Origin of the sequence: Paraglaciecola sp., from assembly GCF_039942875.1 — a bacterium.
Classification (GTDB): Bacteria; Pseudomonadota; Gammaproteobacteria; order Enterobacterales; family Alteromonadaceae; genus Paraglaciecola.
Map to the genome: position 1 here is coordinate 46,747 of NZ_JBDVBQ010000051.1, position 16,958 is coordinate 63,704.

15 protein-coding genes are annotated in these 16,958 nt (G+C 38.8%); 11 read left to right on the top strand and 4 right to left on the bottom strand.

What is annotated here, in order from left to right; translation table 11 throughout:
- Window positions 1-135: 135 nt before the first annotated feature.
- Complete coding sequence (locus ABJE44_RS17855; protein WP_348111237.1) at window positions 136-3,576, top strand: PAS domain-containing hybrid sensor histidine kinase/response regulator; 3,441 nt, start codon at window positions 136-138, stop codon at window positions 3,574-3,576.
- A gap of 36 nt (window positions 3,577-3,612) precedes the next feature.
- Here the strand turns inward: ABJE44_RS17855 and ABJE44_RS17860 are convergent, their stop codons facing one another.
- Window positions 3,613-4,272, bottom strand: a complete 660-nt coding sequence (locus ABJE44_RS17860) for a response regulator transcription factor (RefSeq protein ID WP_348111238.1) — start codon at window positions 4,270-4,272, stop codon at window positions 3,613-3,615.
- 123 nt (window positions 4,273-4,395) lie between these two features.
- Window positions 4,396-6,336, bottom strand: coding sequence for an acetate--CoA ligase (gene acs / locus ABJE44_RS17865; RefSeq protein WP_348111239.1), 1,941 nt, complete (start codon window positions 6,334-6,336; stop codon window positions 4,396-4,398).
- A 160-nt stretch (window positions 6,337-6,496) separates the two neighbouring features.
- Here acs and ABJE44_RS17870 point away from each other — a divergent pair, with 160 nt between their 5' ends.
- Complete coding sequence (locus ABJE44_RS17870; RefSeq protein WP_348111241.1) at window positions 6,497-7,660, top strand: DcaP family trimeric outer membrane transporter; 1,164 nt, start codon at window positions 6,497-6,499, stop codon at window positions 7,658-7,660.
- Window positions 7,661-8,437: 777 nt separating this feature from the next.
- Here ABJE44_RS17870 and ABJE44_RS17875 read toward each other — a convergent pair.
- Window positions 8,438-8,743 (bottom strand): DUF6471 domain-containing protein, encoded by a 306-nt coding sequence (locus ABJE44_RS17875; RefSeq protein ID WP_348111242.1) that lies wholly within the window; start codon window positions 8,741-8,743, stop codon window positions 8,438-8,440.
- Between the two features lie 186 nt (window positions 8,744-8,929).
- Here ABJE44_RS17875 and ABJE44_RS17880 point away from each other — a divergent pair, with 186 nt between their 5' ends.
- The 9 genes from ABJE44_RS17880 to ABJE44_RS17920 all read left to right on the top strand — a co-directional run bounded on the left by ABJE44_RS17880 (window position 8,930) and on the right by ABJE44_RS17920 (window position 15,509).
- Entirely contained in the window at window positions 8,930-9,319 is a 390-nt protein-coding gene (locus ABJE44_RS17880; RefSeq protein WP_348111243.1) for a YjfI family protein, read from the top strand.
- A gap of 26 nt (window positions 9,320-9,345) precedes the next feature.
- Window positions 9,346-10,026 carry a PspA/IM30 family protein gene (locus tag ABJE44_RS17885; protein ID WP_348111244.1) on the top strand — a complete coding sequence of 227 codons (681 nt, stop codon included), beginning with the start codon at window positions 9,346-9,348 and terminating at the stop codon, window positions 10,024-10,026.
- 26 nt (window positions 10,027-10,052) lie between these two features.
- Window positions 10,053-11,111, top strand: coding sequence for a potassium channel family protein (locus tag ABJE44_RS17890; RefSeq protein ID WP_348111245.1), 1,059 nt, complete (start codon window positions 10,053-10,055; stop codon window positions 11,109-11,111).
- Window positions 11,104-11,751 (top strand): YjfK family protein, encoded by a 648-nt coding sequence (locus ABJE44_RS17895; protein ID WP_348111246.1) that lies wholly within the window; start codon window positions 11,104-11,106, stop codon window positions 11,749-11,751. Before ABJE44_RS17890 ends, ABJE44_RS17895 begins: the two co-directional genes overlap by 8 nt.
- Before the next feature lie 68 nt (window positions 11,752-11,819).
- Window positions 11,820-12,236, top strand: a complete 417-nt coding sequence (locus ABJE44_RS17900; protein WP_348111247.1) for a DUF350 domain-containing protein — start codon at window positions 11,820-11,822, stop codon at window positions 12,234-12,236.
- Between the two features lie 9 nt (window positions 12,237-12,245).
- The gene (locus ABJE44_RS17905; protein WP_348111248.1) at window positions 12,246-12,860 is read left to right on the top strand and encodes a DUF1190 family protein; all 615 of its coding nucleotides are present in this window, start codon (window positions 12,246-12,248) and stop codon (window positions 12,858-12,860) included.
- A 47-nt stretch (window positions 12,861-12,907) separates the two neighbouring features.
- Complete coding sequence (locus tag ABJE44_RS17910; protein WP_348111249.1) at window positions 12,908-14,071, top strand: glutathionylspermidine synthase family protein; 1,164 nt, start codon at window positions 12,908-12,910, stop codon at window positions 14,069-14,071.
- 70 nt (window positions 14,072-14,141) lie between these two features.
- Window positions 14,142-14,708 (top strand): rhomboid family intramembrane serine protease, encoded by a 567-nt coding sequence (locus ABJE44_RS17915; RefSeq protein ID WP_348111250.1) that lies wholly within the window; start codon window positions 14,142-14,144, stop codon window positions 14,706-14,708.
- Between the two features lie 102 nt (window positions 14,709-14,810).
- On the top strand, window positions 14,811-15,509 hold the full coding sequence (locus tag ABJE44_RS17920; protein WP_348111251.1) for a VC0807 family protein: 699 nt from the start codon (window positions 14,811-14,813) through the stop codon (window positions 15,507-15,509).
- Window positions 15,510-15,593: 84 nt separating this feature from the next.
- Here the strand turns inward: ABJE44_RS17920 and ABJE44_RS17925 are convergent, their stop codons facing one another.
- Window positions 15,594-16,886: an alkaline phosphatase gene (locus tag ABJE44_RS17925; RefSeq protein ID WP_348111252.1), complete on the bottom strand. Its 1,293-nt coding sequence runs from the start codon at window positions 16,884-16,886 to the stop codon at window positions 15,594-15,596.
- Window positions 16,887-16,958: the final 72 nt, after the last annotated feature.

Genomic DNA, 16,958 nt, shown 5'->3' on the forward strand with positions numbered 1-16,958 from the left:
AAAACTGGAATAGCCAGCTTATGCACTTTATTGTTTAGAGATCAGACCATAGTCGTATAGTTAACAAAACCTCACTAAAGGTATGGTAAAGTTCCCTAAGCCTTTGGTTAACAATCGCTTTCATAGAGAAAATAAATGGCATTTGGTTGGATTATATTAGCGTTAACCTACTTAGTTGGGTTGTTTTTTGTGGCGAAATGGGGAGAAAAGGGATCACCCTTAGCGACAAAGCTTACTTCCCATCCGGTTATATACTCTCTTGCATTAGCAATTTATTGTACTGCTTGGACATTCTTCGGTGCAGTGGGCGAAGCCGCCCGTAATACATGGCAATACCTTCCTATATTACTCGGACCAATAATAGTGTATCTATTTGGTTATCGGTTTATATTTAAGCTTACTCTCGTTAGCAAAAAACAACATATCACTACCATTGCCGACTTTATTTCCTCACGATATGGCAAAAGACAGTTAGTAGCTTTATTAGTCACTATAATCGCTTTATTGGCCACAATCCCGTATGTGGCATTGCAACTAAAAGCCATTGGTGCAGCTTTCCAAATAGTCACCAAACAAGAGAATAGTGAGCTTATAGTAATGTTAGCCACTGGTTTTATTGCGTTATTCTCTATTTATTTTGGTACCCAACGAACAGATGTCACAGAACACCGGCATGGTTTAATCCTGGCAATTGCACTGGAATCGTCTTTGAAGTTGGCAGCATTAGTTGGCGTTTGCTTTATTGGCTATCGCTGGTCGATATCTGTGGATCAAGAGACGTTTAAAAATACATTAAAAAACTTTAACGATATTAGCGACTTTGGCTCATTTTCATTTATTGCTCAAACTATAATGGCGGCCGCAGCTGTGGTTTGCTTGCCACGTCAATATCATATTGCCGTCATAGATAATCTTAAATTAAAGCACCTTAGAACGGCTCGATGGCTATTCCCACTGTACTTGGCTATTACTGCCGCGGTAATTCCCATCATTGCCGCTTCAGGGCAAACCATTTTAGGACATCAAGATCCTGACACTTACGTCCTTAGTTTAGCAATGGCATCTGACACTATACTTATTCAAGTACTGGTATTTTTAGGAGGTTTATCTGCAGCCACGGCAATGATTATTATCGCTACCCTTACCTTGAGTACTATGATCACCAATGATGTCATCATGCCAAAAATTTTATCCAAACCACATAATGAAGACACTTCAACTAACACCAGTAAGAATTATGCGAGTGTAATTTTAATTGTAAGGCGTTTGGTTATTGGGTGTTTATTACTACTGGCATATATTTATCAACAACAGATGACCGGAAGTCGCTCATTAGCTTCCATAGGATTAATCGCTTTCTCTTTAGTCATACAGCTTCTTCCTGCCATTGTGGGTGGATTATATTGGAAAAAAGGCCATGCTCATGGTGTCTATGCCGGTTTATCAAGTGGCTTGTTTACTTGGATATTGTGGATTATCTTACCTTTAAGTAACGAGTTGGCTAATGACACTTTACATTCTGACGCCATCAGTATGGTAGCTCTCCTAAGTCTAAGCATTAATACACTTACCTATATTGTCTTCTCGTATTTTGCCCCAGACAGACTGATTGACCGCTTACAGTCTCAAGCATTTGTGTCTCCTCGAGAGGGACAAGTAGACGAATCCAAAAAAAGGCAAACCTTAGCAACAGTAAGTGATTTATCAACTCTACTTTCAACCTTTCTAGGTGAACCACGAACTCAAAGTTTGTTAGTAGATTTTGAACGCCGCAGTGACATACAACTAGATTGGCAGAAGCCACCTCAACCCGACTTTTTAATGTTTTGTGAAAAAGCCCTTGGAGGAGTTTTGGGGAGCTCAAGTGCTAAACGGTTGATAGATAGTGTACTAATTGGTAAAAAACTCAACTTTGAAGAAGTGGTAACATTTTTCGACGATACCACCCAAGCCATCCAATTTAATGCTTCAGCACTTTTCACTTCTATCGAGAATTTAGAGCAAGGGATAAGCGTAATAGATAAAAACCTTAATCTAGTAGCGTGGAATAAACGTTATTTGCAGTTGTTCGACTACCCAGACGATTTAATAAGTGTCGGTACTCCTATAGAGAAAATGGTCTATTTTAATGCCGTAAGAGGTGAATGTGGTATTGGTGAGGTAGATACTTTAGTTAAAAAACGAATCGATCATTTAAAAGCAGGCCACCCTCATAAATTTGTGCGCCAGCGTAGCGATGGAAAGATGATTGAGATGGTCGGCAACCCTCTGCCTGGCGGTGGCTTTGTAACTAGTTTCGCAGACATTACTTCACATATCGAGATTCAAAAAGCACTAAAAGAAGCCAATATAAACTTGGAAAGAAGAATTGAGCGACGAGGCCAAGAAGTACAAGCGATTAATGCCGAGCTTAGGTTAGAGATAGACCGCCGCGCGCAATTGGAACACGACCTAGTCAAGGCCAAACAAGCAGCTGAAGAAGCCAATGCTAGTAAAACGCGTTTCTTAGCCTTTGCTAGCCACGATGTGTTGCAACCTTTAAATGCTGCAAAACTTTATTTATCAGTTTTAGATGAAGCAGATGTGACCAATGATGTAAGAGAAGTATTAAATAAACTAAATGACAGCGTAATTTCGAGCGAAACCTTAATCGCGACTCTATTAGATATAGCCAGACTAGACCAGAATGAGTTAAGTATTAACAAAGAGCCCCTATCTTTGAGGATGTTGCTTAGCCCATTAATCGATGAATTTTCAATGAAAGCAAAAGAGCAAGGATTAGATTTTCGGACTCGACTTACTGATTGTTGGGTCACATCGGATAAAACATCATTATATCGAATTGTACAGAACCTTTTGTCTAACGCTATTAAGTATACTAATACAGGAAAGATACTAATCACGGCAAGAATTCGCACCTCAATTGATGATGGCCCATCAGTGTTATTGCAGGTCTGGGATACTGGAATAGGTATGGCAAAATCTGAACAAAATAAAGTATTTGACGATTTTTACCGCGTTACAGAACATCTAGTACAAGGTGTAGGACTAGGTCTAGGCGTGGTATCTAGATTAAAAGAAAAACTTGATATACCCATGACACTTCGCTCTAAATTAGGAAAAGGAAGTTGTTTTTCAATAATCTTACCCATAGCAACACCTCAACCTTTTTCACCCATCACATTACCAGCCGTTAAAACCGACTTAGCGAAATTAAAAGTATTGTGTGTTGATGACATAGCAGAAAATTTAGATGCAATTTCAACCCTATTTGAAAAGTGGAATATTTTAAATGGCTGCGTACAAACTACGTATCAAGCCATAACAGTCGCAGCCAAATTTGAGCCCAATGCGCTTGTGGTAGATTACCAATTATCAGATCCAGAAAATGGCTTACAGTTAATCACGAAACTAAGAGAACAAATGGGTAAAGCTTTGCCTGCTATTTTAGTGACAGCTAATCGAGAACAAAGTTTACTGGAGCAATGTAAACAACAAGGAGTGGAATATCTCAGCAAACCCATTAAACCCGCTAAATTGCGTGCTTTATTGAATAGCTTTAAAACTAAAATATAATACTCAAATTATTTTACAGTTCTTTACTCACTAAACTCAGTGATGACAGTTAGCTGGGCTAGGCGGCTCTAATTGTAATTGTGAGGCAATTAACACGCCTTGGGTCCGATTATTTATAGACAATTTTTTAAACACTTCTGTAACGTGCGCTTTAACAGTTGCCACTGCTATTCCTAACTCATAGGCAATTTGTTTGTTTAACAACCCATCACGCATCAAACATAAAACCTTGTACTGAGCTGGCGTTAATGTGGCTATTTTAGCCGCTAACTCGGTAAATGCATCATCTTGAGAATCAAGTTCATTGACCAATGTATCAGGCACCCAAATATCACCCTGTAGAACCGTTTCTACAGCCTTGGCAATATCTTCGGAACTTGTAGTTTTAGGTATGAAACCCATAGCACCTGTGTTTAGTACTTTGGAGACAATATCTTTATTTTCTAAACCTGAAATAATCATCACCGGCAAATCTGGAAACAACTTTCTCACATGAATTAATCCAAATAAGTCCTGACTTCCTGGCATGTGTAAATCTAGGAGCAATAGGTCAATCTCTGTACTTTCAATGATTTTTAATGTGTCAGCGAGAGTGCCAGCCTCTAATAGTGACAGTGATTGTAAAGAACCATTTAAAGCTCCTTTAAGAGCATCTCTATAGAGAGGGTGATCATCGGCAACGAGCAGTGTATACATGATATCGCGATTATTTTTGTTAATAATTAGTTATTGAAACAGTATAACCGATACAAATCAATAACATCACTTGATATTGATCTATATCGGACTAACTAATAGAAATAAAAACAAAAGTGGTGACTAACGTACTAAGCGATTCTCGATTAAGTTATCAACCACACTAGGATCAGCCAATGTCGAAGTATCGCCTAACTGAGAATGTTCATTGGCAGCAATCTTACGCAAAATACGGCGCATAATTTTACCTGAACGAGTTTTAGGTAACCCTGAAGTCCACTGCACTAAATCCGGAGACGCTATTGGGCTAAGTTCTTTTCTAACCCACTTGATCAGTTCTTTGGTTAACTCTTCGGTAGGCTCGATACCTTCAACAGGACTTACATAAACATATATGCCCTGCCCTTTAATATCATGTGGATATCCAACAACTGCCGCTTCAGCAATTGCTGAGTGCGAAACCAAAGCACTTTCAATTTCAGCGGTACCTAAACGGTGTCCAGAGACATTCAACACATCATCAACTCGGCCTGTTATCCAGTATGTGCCATCTGCATCTCTACGAGAACCATCACCAGTAAAGTAAGCATTATCGAAGGTGCTAAAATAAGTTTGAATGAAGCGTTCGTGGTCTCCATAAACAGTACGTGCTTGTGCTGGCCAACTATCCTTAATGATTAAATTTCCTTCAGCTTCCCCCAATAATTCATTGCCATCACTATCCACAAGCGCTGGCTGAATACCAAAAAATGGTGTACTTGCAGCCCCTGGTTTTAAGTCAGTGACGCTTGGTAATGGTGTCATCATTACCCCACCAGTTTCTGTTTGCCACCAAGTATCTACTATTGGGCATCGACCTTTACCGATAGTTTCATAATACCAATGCCACGCTTCTGGGTTAATAGGCTCTCCAACAGAACCCAACAATCTCAATGAATCACAACTGCTGCCTTCAGCTGGAAAATCTCCATGAGCCATTAAAGCACGAATTGCTGTAGGTGCTGTATATAGTATGTTTACTTTATGTTTATCAACGACTTGGCATATACGTCTGACATCGGGGTAAGTCGGAATACCTTCAAATAATAATGTAGTTGCGCCATTTGCCAATGGACCATAAACCATATATGTGTGACCCGTAATCCAACCTACATCTGCTGCACACCAATATATTTCTCCTTCTCGATAGTCAAATACATACTTATGAGTCATAGAAGCATACACTAAGTACCCCCCAGTGGTATGTACCACTCCTTTTGGGGTACCTGTTGAACCAGATGTATAAAGAATGAATAAAGGGTCTTCAGCATTCATTACGGTAGGCTCACAGTTGAAACTGCAACTATCGGTTAAAGTTTTCCAATCAATGTCCCTACTTTGTTTTTCAACATCACCACCTGTATTTTGAAAAACAACAACATGTTGAATGCTTGGACATTTGTCATCCTGTAGAGCTTCATCTACGTTCACTTTAAGTGGCACAACGCCACCACCTCGGCGTCCTTCATCAGAAGTGATCACAACTTTTGCATCACAATCATTAATTCGGTCTGCTATAGCGTTTGGTGAAAATCCACCAAAAATGATTGAGTGGATGGCTCCTATACGTGCGCAAGCTAACATTGCATAACTGGCTTCAGGGATCATCGGCATATAAATCGCCACTCTGTCGCCTTTAGTCACTCCTAATTTTTTTAAACCATTAGCTAATTTACACACTTCATTATGTAGTGTTTGGTAGCTGATATGCTTATCTTGATCAGGGGTATCTCCCTCCCAAATGATGGCTGTTGTGTTAGCCTTTGTTGGTAAATGCCTATCTATACAGTTGTAACTAAGGTTTAATTCCCCATCTTCAAACCACCTTATGCTCAGGTTGTTTTTGTCAAAAGAAGTATTCTTAATTTTAGTTGGGGCTTTAAACCAATCAATTGTTGCTGCTTGCCTACCCCAAAAAACATCAGGTGAGTCGACTGATTCTTGATACATCTCTTGATATTTTTCTGGCGTGAGATGAGAGCCTATTTTTGCCTGTTCTGGCACTGGGAAACGAGATTCAGTCATAATTTTTATTCCAAACTTGAATTTATTTGCTAATACTTTAACCGCACTACTTAATTTCTACATGAGACTTTGGTCTTATAGACCAACAGCCTATATGCAAACCTCAATAAATCGTCCAATGTTAAAACAATGTTAAAGTAAATATCGTAAGGAAAAAACAATGAAACTAAAAACAGTGTTACCAGTAGCAGTTGTCATATCAAGTTTAGCCGGCGCTGCCCACGCTAATGTATTAGAAAAAACCAATGTCAAATTTAGCGGCTATATAAAAGCCGACGCCATGTTTAGCTCATATAGCGATGGAACCTTGTCTTCTGGCTCTATTGGCAGAGACTTTTACATACCTAGCCTTACGCCGACAGGTGGCACTGAAGAATCAACACAATTTGACGCACACGTAAAACAAAGTCGTTTTCGCTTTACTACAGATACCGCACTTGCAAACGGTCAAAAGCTTTCAGGCGTATTGGAATTTGATTTTCACGCCACTGCAGGCGGAGATGAGCGCATAAGTAACTCATATACGCCACGGATTCGACATGCATTTATTAAATATGACAATTGGTTGATTGGACAAACATGGTCAACCTTTCAAGACGTAAGAGCCTTACCTGAAAGTGTTGACTTTATTGGTGTTACCGACGGTACCATTTTTGTTCGTCAAATGATGGTTAGATATACATCAGGAAATTTTGAAATTGCAGCAGAAAACCCTGAAAGTACCATATCAAACTACCAAGCCAGCGGACGAATAGTATCAGACGATAATGCATTTCCTGATATCACTGCAAGATATACATTTAAAGGGGATTGGGGGCATTTTGCGGTAGCTGGTTTAGCCCGTCAATTATCTTACGTTAACAAGCAAGATGGCACAGATATAGACACTTCTGAAACATCGATGGGCTTGAGCCTGACTGCTAAATTCAAACTAGGACAAGATGACATTAGGCTTATGGCGAACACCGGCAAAGGTTTAGGAAGGTATTTAGGCCTTAACGTTGTCAATGGCGCTATTCTTAACGCAGACAATGAATTAGAAGCTATAGACTCAACAGGTTTTACTGTTGCTTATCGTCATGTTTGGAATGAAAAATTTCGAAGTAATCTTATGTACTCAGCGTTTAGTGCTGATAACGACATGAGCTTGAATGGCTCTATTGATCCAATAAAATCCACCTTTAGTGCCCGAGTTAACTTAATGTACTCTCCAACAAAGGAGCTCACTTTAGGCGGCGAATATGCATACGCTAAGAAAGAACTTGAATCAGGAAGTGATGGAACAATGGGACGAATTCAACTAACAGCAAAATACGCCTTTTAAAACTTAACCAGCAAGCTTAATTAGCATCTAAATTAGGACAGTATGTTTGGGTGCTTTTTTATACCTATAGTTTACTCTACATACCCTTTTTCGATTGAAGTTTGATTTGTGTGGATTACTATTAACGCACAGTTTTATTGATGTTTCTCCCAAAACTGCTCTTTGCCTGAATGATAATTTTATCTGTTCAGGCTTTTTTTTTACATTTCAAAAAAAATCTGAAATACCCTCCAATTAAACTCTAAAAATTACCACCGATTTCGATAGTTAAACTCATTACCTTTAATACAAATATTATAGCTTTGTTTAATTTTATATACCTAGGGTTGGAGGAGTATACCCAAACGAGATTGCAGTTTGGGTGTGCTGAATTACTATACCTTTACAGTTTTTATTGACGTTTCTTCCAAAACTGCTTTTGCCCGAGTGATGTTATCATCATGTCGGGCTTTTTTTACCAAAACACAAAATTCCTACAAACTCTTGCATATTCGCTCCCAATCAATATTAAGAAGACTAGGAGAATCCAAATTGTCTAATTTAGAATTCAAAGGTTTACCGTATGGTATTTTTTATTATACCTATAGTTAACTCAAGATACCCAATTTCAATTGCGGTTTTGGCAAGCTGATTTATTATTAAGTTACAGTTTTTATTGACGTTTCTCCCAGAACTGTTCTTGTCCGAGCCCTGCTCGGACTTTTTTTTAGGGGATAACCTTTCAAAAATTCAACATTTACTAAAAACAAAATTTTAAACATGCTTCAAAGCTTTCACTTATTCAAGTGGGCTTCCTAAATCGGCAAATATATCTAAAATATCATCTCGCTCGATTCTTCTCATATTAAGCACGTACATGATTTGTAACAACAAATCTGCTCCCATAATCCCTTTATTGACTTTATTTCTAAGGTTGTCTGCGCTTTGATGTATCCCTATAGTAGATAATCTATCGCTGAGGTCTTGATACTTAGTCCCACGTTTCGACATTTCAGCTTTTAGAATACGCTGTACCAGCTGTCGCCAATCTCCAGAGTGAGATGCAGTGACATGAGAATTTTTTGCGTCATTTTGACTAGACATATTAAACACCAAACAGAACAAACGTGAATCATAATTTACATTTAAAACAAATAAATATCAAATGTTGATAAAAACAATTTGACTAATTAACTTTATAATGGCTACACTATGCCTGTGTTTGAAGAAAGATGCACCGGTATATAAACATCAACACATTATAGTCATTAGCCTGATAGGAGAATATCCATGACTTGGGATCTTAACCAACTTGAGACCCTTTTAGCTGACAACCAAGATTTGGTTGTGACTAGAGAAGAAAACTGTTTATTAATTGCCAATAGTGATGGCATTGATGCTTGGCTCGCCATTAGCGGGGAACAAATATTGGTAGAATCGTTATTGTTTGCAAAATCTGAAGTCAAAGATACTGCAGTATTAAACGAAGAAATATTGAAAACTCACATGATATTTCCATTAACAACAGTCGGTATTTCACAGGTAGCAGGTGATGAATATTACACTGCATTTGGCTCTCTAAGCTCTCAGTCAAAAGCAGAAAGCGTCATTATTGAGTTAACAACATTATTTCAAAATGTCGAAGCATTTATAGATGCTTATGAAGGCCATTTGCAATAAGTTTTGTAAAAATTAGGAGAAATAATATGTCAGTTTGGAGAAAATTAGTCACTGCAGTAAAAGGCGGTGCAACTGAAGCTGCTCAATCAGTAGTTGATAGCCAGGCAATTCGTATTCTTGAACAAGAAATCCGTGATGCTAAAGATGAGTTACGCAAATCAGATCATGCTAGAACTCAGATTTTAGCAAAATGTAAACTTGCGCAGCAAAAAGTAGATAACTTACAAGGTTCAATTGAGCAATATGAAGCTCACGCTCGCAAAGCGGTAGATAGCGACCGTCAATTGGCATTAGATTGTGCACAAAAAGTCAGTGATTTGCGTGCAGAGCAAGATGGCGAGCAAAAATATCTAGATCAATTTAAACTGTCTGAAAAACAGTTAGCCACAAATATTAGCCAAGCAAAGTCTAACCTTAAAAGGTTGGAACAACAGGTTGATATGGTAAAAGCTACTGAGTCAGTTCAAAAAGCACAGGTAGCCGTGTCATCTAGACATTTAGGGGCTAACAGTAAAATGAAAACTGCTACTGAGTCCTTATCAAGAATTCAGGAAAAGCAGAACTTACGTAATGCTGAATTACAAGCAGCTGAAGAGTTGGCAAGTGAAGAGTCTAGTGATGACCTATCTAAGCGATTAGCAGAGGCAGGTATAGCAGGCGGCACAACATCTGCAGATGATGAACTTAGTCGCATATTAGGTAAGTAATAGCTAGATATATCAATAAGGCGAATATGTTTCCAAAGTTTCGTAAGTTGTTGGTCAGAGTCTTCGCCGAGATGCGCTGGTACACTATTGTACTAGCGCTTCTTTTTTATGGGGTAACTAGCTGGTTATTGCTATTTATTGCTGGAGAGCAAGCCTTAACCCAACCCGTTGATTTTATATATTGGTTGGTGGTGACAGGCTCTACTGTCGGCTATGGTGATTTATCTCCAACGACTACCGCTGGCAAATATATTGTCTCTATTTACATCATACCTTTAGGGTTAAGCATATTTGGTTTGGTATTAGGGCGGATTGCCGCTTGGGTATCTGAACAATGGCAAAAAGGAGCAAGAGGATTGAAAAGTCTTGACGTTGAGAATCACATTCTAGTTTTAGGTTGGAATGGCCCCCGTACTATTCGCTTATTAGAACTTTTAATTCGAGAACGCTCTTCCATAGAAGAAAATCCAGACATTGTGTTATGTGTTCGAGCCGACATAACCAACCCACTACCTGATCAAGTTGAGTTTGTAAAAGTTACCACCTTTAGTAACGATATAGATATGGACAAAGCCTGTATCGCTAAAGCTAGCGTGATTATAATGGATAACCCAGAAGACGATTTAACCATGACAACAGCTTTGTATTGCAGCCAACGTAATCCAGAATCCCAGATGATCGCCTATTTTAATGATGAAAGCTTGGTTGGCCTGTTACAAAAACATTGTCCTAACGTTGAATGTACACCTAGTGTCGCGGTTGAGATGCTAGCTAAATCAGCGTTTGATCCTGGCTCCAGTGTATTGCATCATGACCTACTAGATGTCAATCTAGGGCAAGCTCAATATTCATTACGTATTCCTGACGATGTCCCTCCCCTAAAAGTTGAAAGTATTTTTCAAGCCTTAAAAAGCAATTATCAGGCAACCTTAATTGGTATGGCTAGGGGTAATGATAAATTGAAAATTCAAGTCAACCCTGACTTAGATACCACCCTTTATTCGGGTGATAAAATATATTACATAGCGAATCAACGCATTAACAAAGTGCGATGGCAACAATTTGTTGAGGCAAATAATGTTTAGTAAATTATTTGGTAAAAAAAATAAAACGACTAAGCCTAAGGCACCTGAAATAATGGGCTTATATTTGGGCGGTTCTTTTGAGCTAGATCCCCTAAAGTTAAGATTGTTAGAGCCAAGCCTAACCATTGAAAAAGCAGCAACACACCACTTTATTCAAGCCGTGGGTGAGGTAAACCTAGATACCGGAGGTAAAATCCTCAGGTTTTACACTGATGATGATGCATACCTGCAAGTCATACTTGATGGTGGCGATACGGAAAACCACATTACAGATGTAAAACTTTGGTACTTTTACGAAACAAAAACCATTGGCTCCGAAGCACAGTGGAAGGAAACCTTAGCATCAGGTTTATCTAAACCATATTATAAGTTAGCAGGTGAAAGCTTTAATAGAGTTTGGGATGCGGTCGGCGAAGAATCTCCACCAGTCGCTATGACTGAAAAAACCTATGAAGAAGATGGCGACACTAGCGAAACAGATCAATTTGTGATGCTTTATGAAAGAGTCGCCTCAGACGACGAAGTGGAAACATTACTAGTGGGCGCTGAAGAAAAAGTAGTAAACAATAATTTAGACCGCTGTTTAGTAGTAAGTACAGGCTTTAATATCGGACAAGCAGACATTACTATTAACGGTTAATAAGCTCTGTTTAAATTTTAAATACCCCCACATATGTTGGGAGTGCACAATATTAAGAAGGATAAAAAATGGACGCAGTTTTAAACTCACTAGCAGGGTTAAGCAACTTTGCTTTGTATTTTGCAGTTTCAATTTTGTTGTTATTTGTATTTAAAATAATCTATGCATTTGTGACTCCCCATGATGAATGGGCGTTAGTTAAAGTACATAAAAATCAAGCAGCTGCCATTGGTTTTGGTGGGGCTATGATAGGCTTCAGTATTGCTTTGGCGAGCGCAGTGGCAAACTCAGAGTTTTTGATAGACTTTGTGATTTGGGGCATAGTCGCGATTATTGCACAGTCTTTAGCCTTTGCACTATTGCGCTTTACATTTATGCCTAAAATTGCCGACAGAATTGATAAGAATGAAATATCAGCAGGTACAATTTTAGCTGCAGTTTCTATTTCTGTTGGGCTGTTAAACGCCGCTTGTATGAGTTACTAGGAGAGCCCTATGCAATCCAATAAAAGTAAACGCTCACACAATATAAATCTAAAGGGAATGCGCAAAGGGTTTAGCGTTAAACCTTTGGCACTAGGTATTGCCGCTATTTGCTTAACAGCATGTGGCGATCAACAAAAAGCAACTGTATATACTGATGTTACTGATTGCACTAATGACAATCCTGATGCTGCCGCACAATGTGAAGCAGCCTATCAGCAAGCTTTGCAAGAAGCTGAGCGTACAAGCCCTAAATATAATTCCCAGAGTGACTGTGAAGCAGAATTTGGATACAACCAATGTAACCAAGTACAAAACAGCTCAGGTTCATTTTTTATGCCATTTATGGCGGGTTACATGCTTAGTAACTTGTTATCACCAAGAGGTTACTATTCTCAACCAATGTTCACGTCTTATTCTCGATATTCTCCATATAGAAATCGATGGATAGGTGCTGACGGTTACGATTTTGGTGATTACCGTCGTCGAACCATGAATGTCAGCGAAAGTGCCTTAAAGCCCAAACCAACAGTTAGCAGAACAATCAAGCGGGGCGGTTTTGGTAGCAGCGTTAGAGCAAAATCTAGCTGGGGCAGCAGCTCTAAAAAAGGTGGCTGGGGTGGTTAATCCCAATCCATGCTTTTTAACCGTTTTATCATCAAGTATGTTTTGAAATGTTAAGAGTCAATATTAATGAACGTAGCAATTGGCGGCGCAAAGCAGAAGAGTATGGGTTTCAATTTCATACCATGCATGGTGAGCCGTATTGGGATGAATCCGCTTATTATCAATTTACCCTGAAACAAATCGAACAAGACTTAGAAACTCCCACTGAAGACATTCACCATATGTGTTTGCATGTGGTTGATAAGGTTGTAAACGATCAAGCTCTGCTGGAAAAATTTCAGATACCCGATACATTTTGGGAGCAAATACGTGATTCTTGGAAACAACAAGCTCCCTCTTTATATTCTCGCTTAGATTTTACTTATCACGGTACTGGACCAGCTAAGTTATACGAAAATAATGCTGATACCCCCACCTCACTTTATGAATCTGGATTTTGGCAATGGTTGTGGTTACAAGAACAAGTTGATGCGGGCAATATAGCTAAACAGGCAGATCAATTTAATTCTTTACAAGAAAAATTAGTCCATAGATTAGCGGCTATCGCTAAACATTATGATGTGACCCATATGCATTTTGCATGCTGCCAAGATACCGACGAAGACAGAGGCACTGTCCAGTACTTACAAGATTGTGCTAGAGAATCAGGACTACTTAATGACTTTGTTTTTATCGAAGATATTGGATTAAGTGAATGTGGAAGTTTTAGCGACTTAGCCGACAATAAGATTCAAACACTTTTTAAACTTTACCCTTGGGAGTTTATTCAAAGAGAAGAGTTTGGAAGTGCCATTGAAACAGCGAATGTAAATTGGCTTGAGCCCATATGGAAAACAGTATTATCTAATAAAGCACTTATGCCAATGTTATGGAAAATGTTCCCCAACCACCCTAACCTACTGCCTTCTTACTTTGAGGATGAGTTGTCTTTAGCTACAGAAAGTAAACTCGTTAAAAAACCTATCTACTCAAGAGAAGGGGCCAATGTTAGTATCATTGAAAATGGTGAAACTGTGTTACAAGCGACAGGCCCATATGGTGAGGAGGGCTTTATTTATCAGGCATACTCTGCCTTGCCACAGTTTTCAGATAATCACACCTTAATTGGTTCTTGGTTAGTCGATGATAAAGCTGCTGGAATTTCAGTACGTGAGGACAAGTCCTCCATTACACAGGATATGTCCCGTTATTTACCTCATATTATTTTGTGACAATTTGACATGAATTTAATCAACATTTTCAGTGATAATAGCTCAACAACTTCTTGTAATTGCTAGGCAAATGAGACTTACTAACAAACCTATGAACACCTCACAACAAGTTAAAATTATATTTTGGCTATTTGTGATAATCACAATTGTAGAACTTATAAATCTCTTCACTGGCCGTATGTTAAATCAGCTAGGGAATATCCCAAGATATATTCCTGGCTTGAAAGGGATCGTACTTGGGCCCTTTATCCATGGCAGCTTACAGCATTACTTTTCAAACATTATTCCCATATGTATCTTCAGTTATTTGTTACTGCAATACGGTTTAAAACGTTATGTAATGGTGAGCCTATGGGTAGTATTAGGAACTGGGATTTTAGTTTGGTTGTTTGGGCGTGCTTCGAGCCATATTGGTGTTAGTGGTGTAATTTATGGGTATTTTGGCTATTTAGTTTTAGCTGGATTTTTAAGTGGTAAAGTCAAACTCATGTTGATATCTGTTCTGGTGGCATTTTTCTATGGGGGATTGATATGGGGAGTTTTGCCATCAAGTCCATACGTATCTTGGGAATCACACTTATTTGGCTTTTTAACTGGACTTGCTGCAGCAAAATTATGGGCAACAAAAACTAATTGATAACGATAAAAGGGGTAAGGATTACAGTTCAAATTTCTAGCCCCTAGTTATTAACTTTAATATACTCTACGGAAGCAATTTTTTGCATAATTTAGGTAACATATGACCGAATCTACAGCCAAAAAGCAACCAGGAATGCTGGGTAATTTAGCCTTCAATATTGTTATTCCTGTTCTTATTTTAACTAAACTTAGTGGAGATGACTATCTAGGACCTGCATGGAGTATTGTCGCAGCACTGATATTTCCCATTGCTTTTGGGATCTGGGATTTAAAACAATCAGGAAAAATAAACCCCTTCTCTATTTTAGGAATTGTAAGTGTGTTCCTAACTGGCGGTATCAGCCTATTAGAGTTACCTGCAGAATATATCGCAATTAAAGAAGCAAGCATACCAGCCCTTATTGGACTTGCAGTATTAATCACTCAGAAAACGAGTAAACCTTTATTAAAAGTATTTGTTCTAAATGAACAAATTGTAAACTGGAAGAATCTTTCCGAATCTCTAGAGAGAACCGGGACGACAGCAGCCTTCGAGAAAAAAATGGCCACTAGCTCTTTTATCGTTGCAGGTTCTTTCTTCTTATCATCAGCTTTAAACTATATATTGGCCAAAGTAATTTTAGTCAGCCCACCCGGAACAACTGCATATACCGAAGAGCTAGGGAGAATGACGGCTTTAAGTTATCCTGTGATCGTCATACCCAGCATGATCATGTTAATCGCTGCCTTGTGGTATATATTTGCTCAAATTAAAAAACTAACCGGTGAAGACTTAGAGCATTTTTTGGTTGAGCAATAATATTTAAGATAGAAAAAAGCCAGCTTAGTGCTGGCTTACATATTCTTCTTTTATAAAAATACGATAACTATGTTTTAATGCTCATCATTTAGCTTTTAATAGATCGAAAATATTTTCAGCAATTTGAGTGTTATCCAAGTAGCCTCTGAAACGTTCACTTCCAGGACCAATTGCCATTACCGGCACATCCACGCCAGTATGACCACCCGTGGTCCAGCCAGTTATTGAACGGTTATCAAGTATTTTAGTAATGGCCTTGTGGAACACTCTGGCATTATCGGACTCAAGATCGATAAGTTGCTTCTCTTCCTCGCTGCTAAGGTCTACTCCTAATAGATCTGAAGCTAACGTAGCTCTGTCTTTAGCAGTAACTAACTTCTTTGATATCTGCTCTGGAGAGGCTTTTAAGTTTTTAAGGACTGATGGTGCCCAGTTGTAGATTCGGTTAGCACCAATAGTAAGGCCACCTGTACTATGGTCTGCTGTTATCACCATAAGTGTATCGTCATGGCTATTTACATATGCTTCCAACCATTCAAGCGTTAAGGCTAAGTCATGCATCTCAGCCATGGCTGCAGCTACGTCATTTGCGTGACCAGCCCAGTCAACTTGGCTGCCCTCTACTAATAAAAAGAAGCCTTGTTTATTCTCTAACTGTTTAACCGCTGCTTTTGCTAAAGTGGGTAGTCGCTGCTTACCTTCACTATCTAGCGCCCAAGGCAAACCAACGTCAGCAAAAAGCCCTAGCAATGGGGTATTAGCCTTAACACTAGTAAGTTGTTCATAATTATCAATATATTGATAACCAGCCTTTTTAAATTGTTCTACTAGGTTGCGGTCTTCACGAATAAAGTATTTCCAGCCGCCCCCCAACATAACGTCTAATACATAATGGTTATCAATTTTTTCATCAAAGTAACTGTCAGCTATGGCATCATAATTTTGGCGGCTTTCGTTATGAGAACTAAAACCAGCTGGTGTTGCATGATTAATTTGTGAAGTAACAGCGACTCCTGTTTTACGCCCCTGCTTTTTAGCTAACTCCAGTACAGTTTGAACCGACTTTTTATCTACATCGACTCCAATTGCACCATTATATGTTTTAACACCAGATGATAATGCTGTAGCGCCTGCAGCTGAATCGGTTACATATCCCGTATTACTATCGGGATGGGTACTTGCCATACCGACTAGTAATCGGTCAAATACCGTTTCTTCTACTTTCGGTGTAGCAGGATCATCTGCATACATGCGATAGGCAGTAGTATATGCAGGTCCCATACCATCGCCTATTACCATGATGATATTTTTAGGTGCTTCAGTTGCTGCTAACGAACTGCAGAAGCCTGCGACTAAAAGGCTTAAAATACGCTTCATCTTATCTCCACTGATGAATTTAAAGCGTAGGATTATACGTGAGCTATCTAGATTAGTAATGTAAAATTATAT

Coding starts and splice junctions, on each gene's coding strand:
- ABJE44_RS17855 (WP_348111237.1), top strand. CDS start 136: ATGGCATTTGGTTGGATTATATTAGCGTTAACCTACTTAGTTGGGTTG.
- ABJE44_RS17860 (WP_348111238.1), bottom strand. CDS start 4,272: ATGTATACACTGCTCGTTGCCGATGATCACCCTCTCTATAGAGATGCT.
- acs (WP_348111239.1), bottom strand. CDS start 6,336: ATGACTGAATCTCGTTTCCCAGTGCCAGAACAGGCAAAAATAGGCTCT.
- ABJE44_RS17870 (WP_348111241.1), top strand. CDS start 6,497: ATGAAACTAAAAACAGTGTTACCAGTAGCAGTTGTCATATCAAGTTTA.
- ABJE44_RS17875 (WP_348111242.1), bottom strand. CDS start 8,743: ATGTCTAGTCAAAATGACGCAAAAAATTCTCATGTCACTGCATCTCAC.
- ABJE44_RS17880 (WP_348111243.1), top strand. CDS start 8,930: ATGACTTGGGATCTTAACCAACTTGAGACCCTTTTAGCTGACAACCAA.
- ABJE44_RS17885 (WP_348111244.1), top strand. CDS start 9,346: ATGTCAGTTTGGAGAAAATTAGTCACTGCAGTAAAAGGCGGTGCAACT.
- ABJE44_RS17890 (WP_348111245.1), top strand. CDS start 10,053: ATGTTTCCAAAGTTTCGTAAGTTGTTGGTCAGAGTCTTCGCCGAGATG.
- ABJE44_RS17895 (WP_348111246.1), top strand. CDS start 11,104: ATGTTTAGTAAATTATTTGGTAAAAAAAATAAAACGACTAAGCCTAAG.
- ABJE44_RS17900 (WP_348111247.1), top strand. CDS start 11,820: ATGGACGCAGTTTTAAACTCACTAGCAGGGTTAAGCAACTTTGCTTTG.
- ABJE44_RS17905 (WP_348111248.1), top strand. CDS start 12,246: ATGCAATCCAATAAAAGTAAACGCTCACACAATATAAATCTAAAGGGA.
- ABJE44_RS17910 (WP_348111249.1), top strand. CDS start 12,908: ATGTTAAGAGTCAATATTAATGAACGTAGCAATTGGCGGCGCAAAGCA.
- ABJE44_RS17915 (WP_348111250.1), top strand. CDS start 14,142: ATGAGACTTACTAACAAACCTATGAACACCTCACAACAAGTTAAAATT.
- ABJE44_RS17920 (WP_348111251.1), top strand. CDS start 14,811: ATGACCGAATCTACAGCCAAAAAGCAACCAGGAATGCTGGGTAATTTA.
- ABJE44_RS17925 (WP_348111252.1), bottom strand. CDS start 16,886: ATGAAGCGTATTTTAAGCCTTTTAGTCGCAGGCTTCTGCAGTTCGTTA.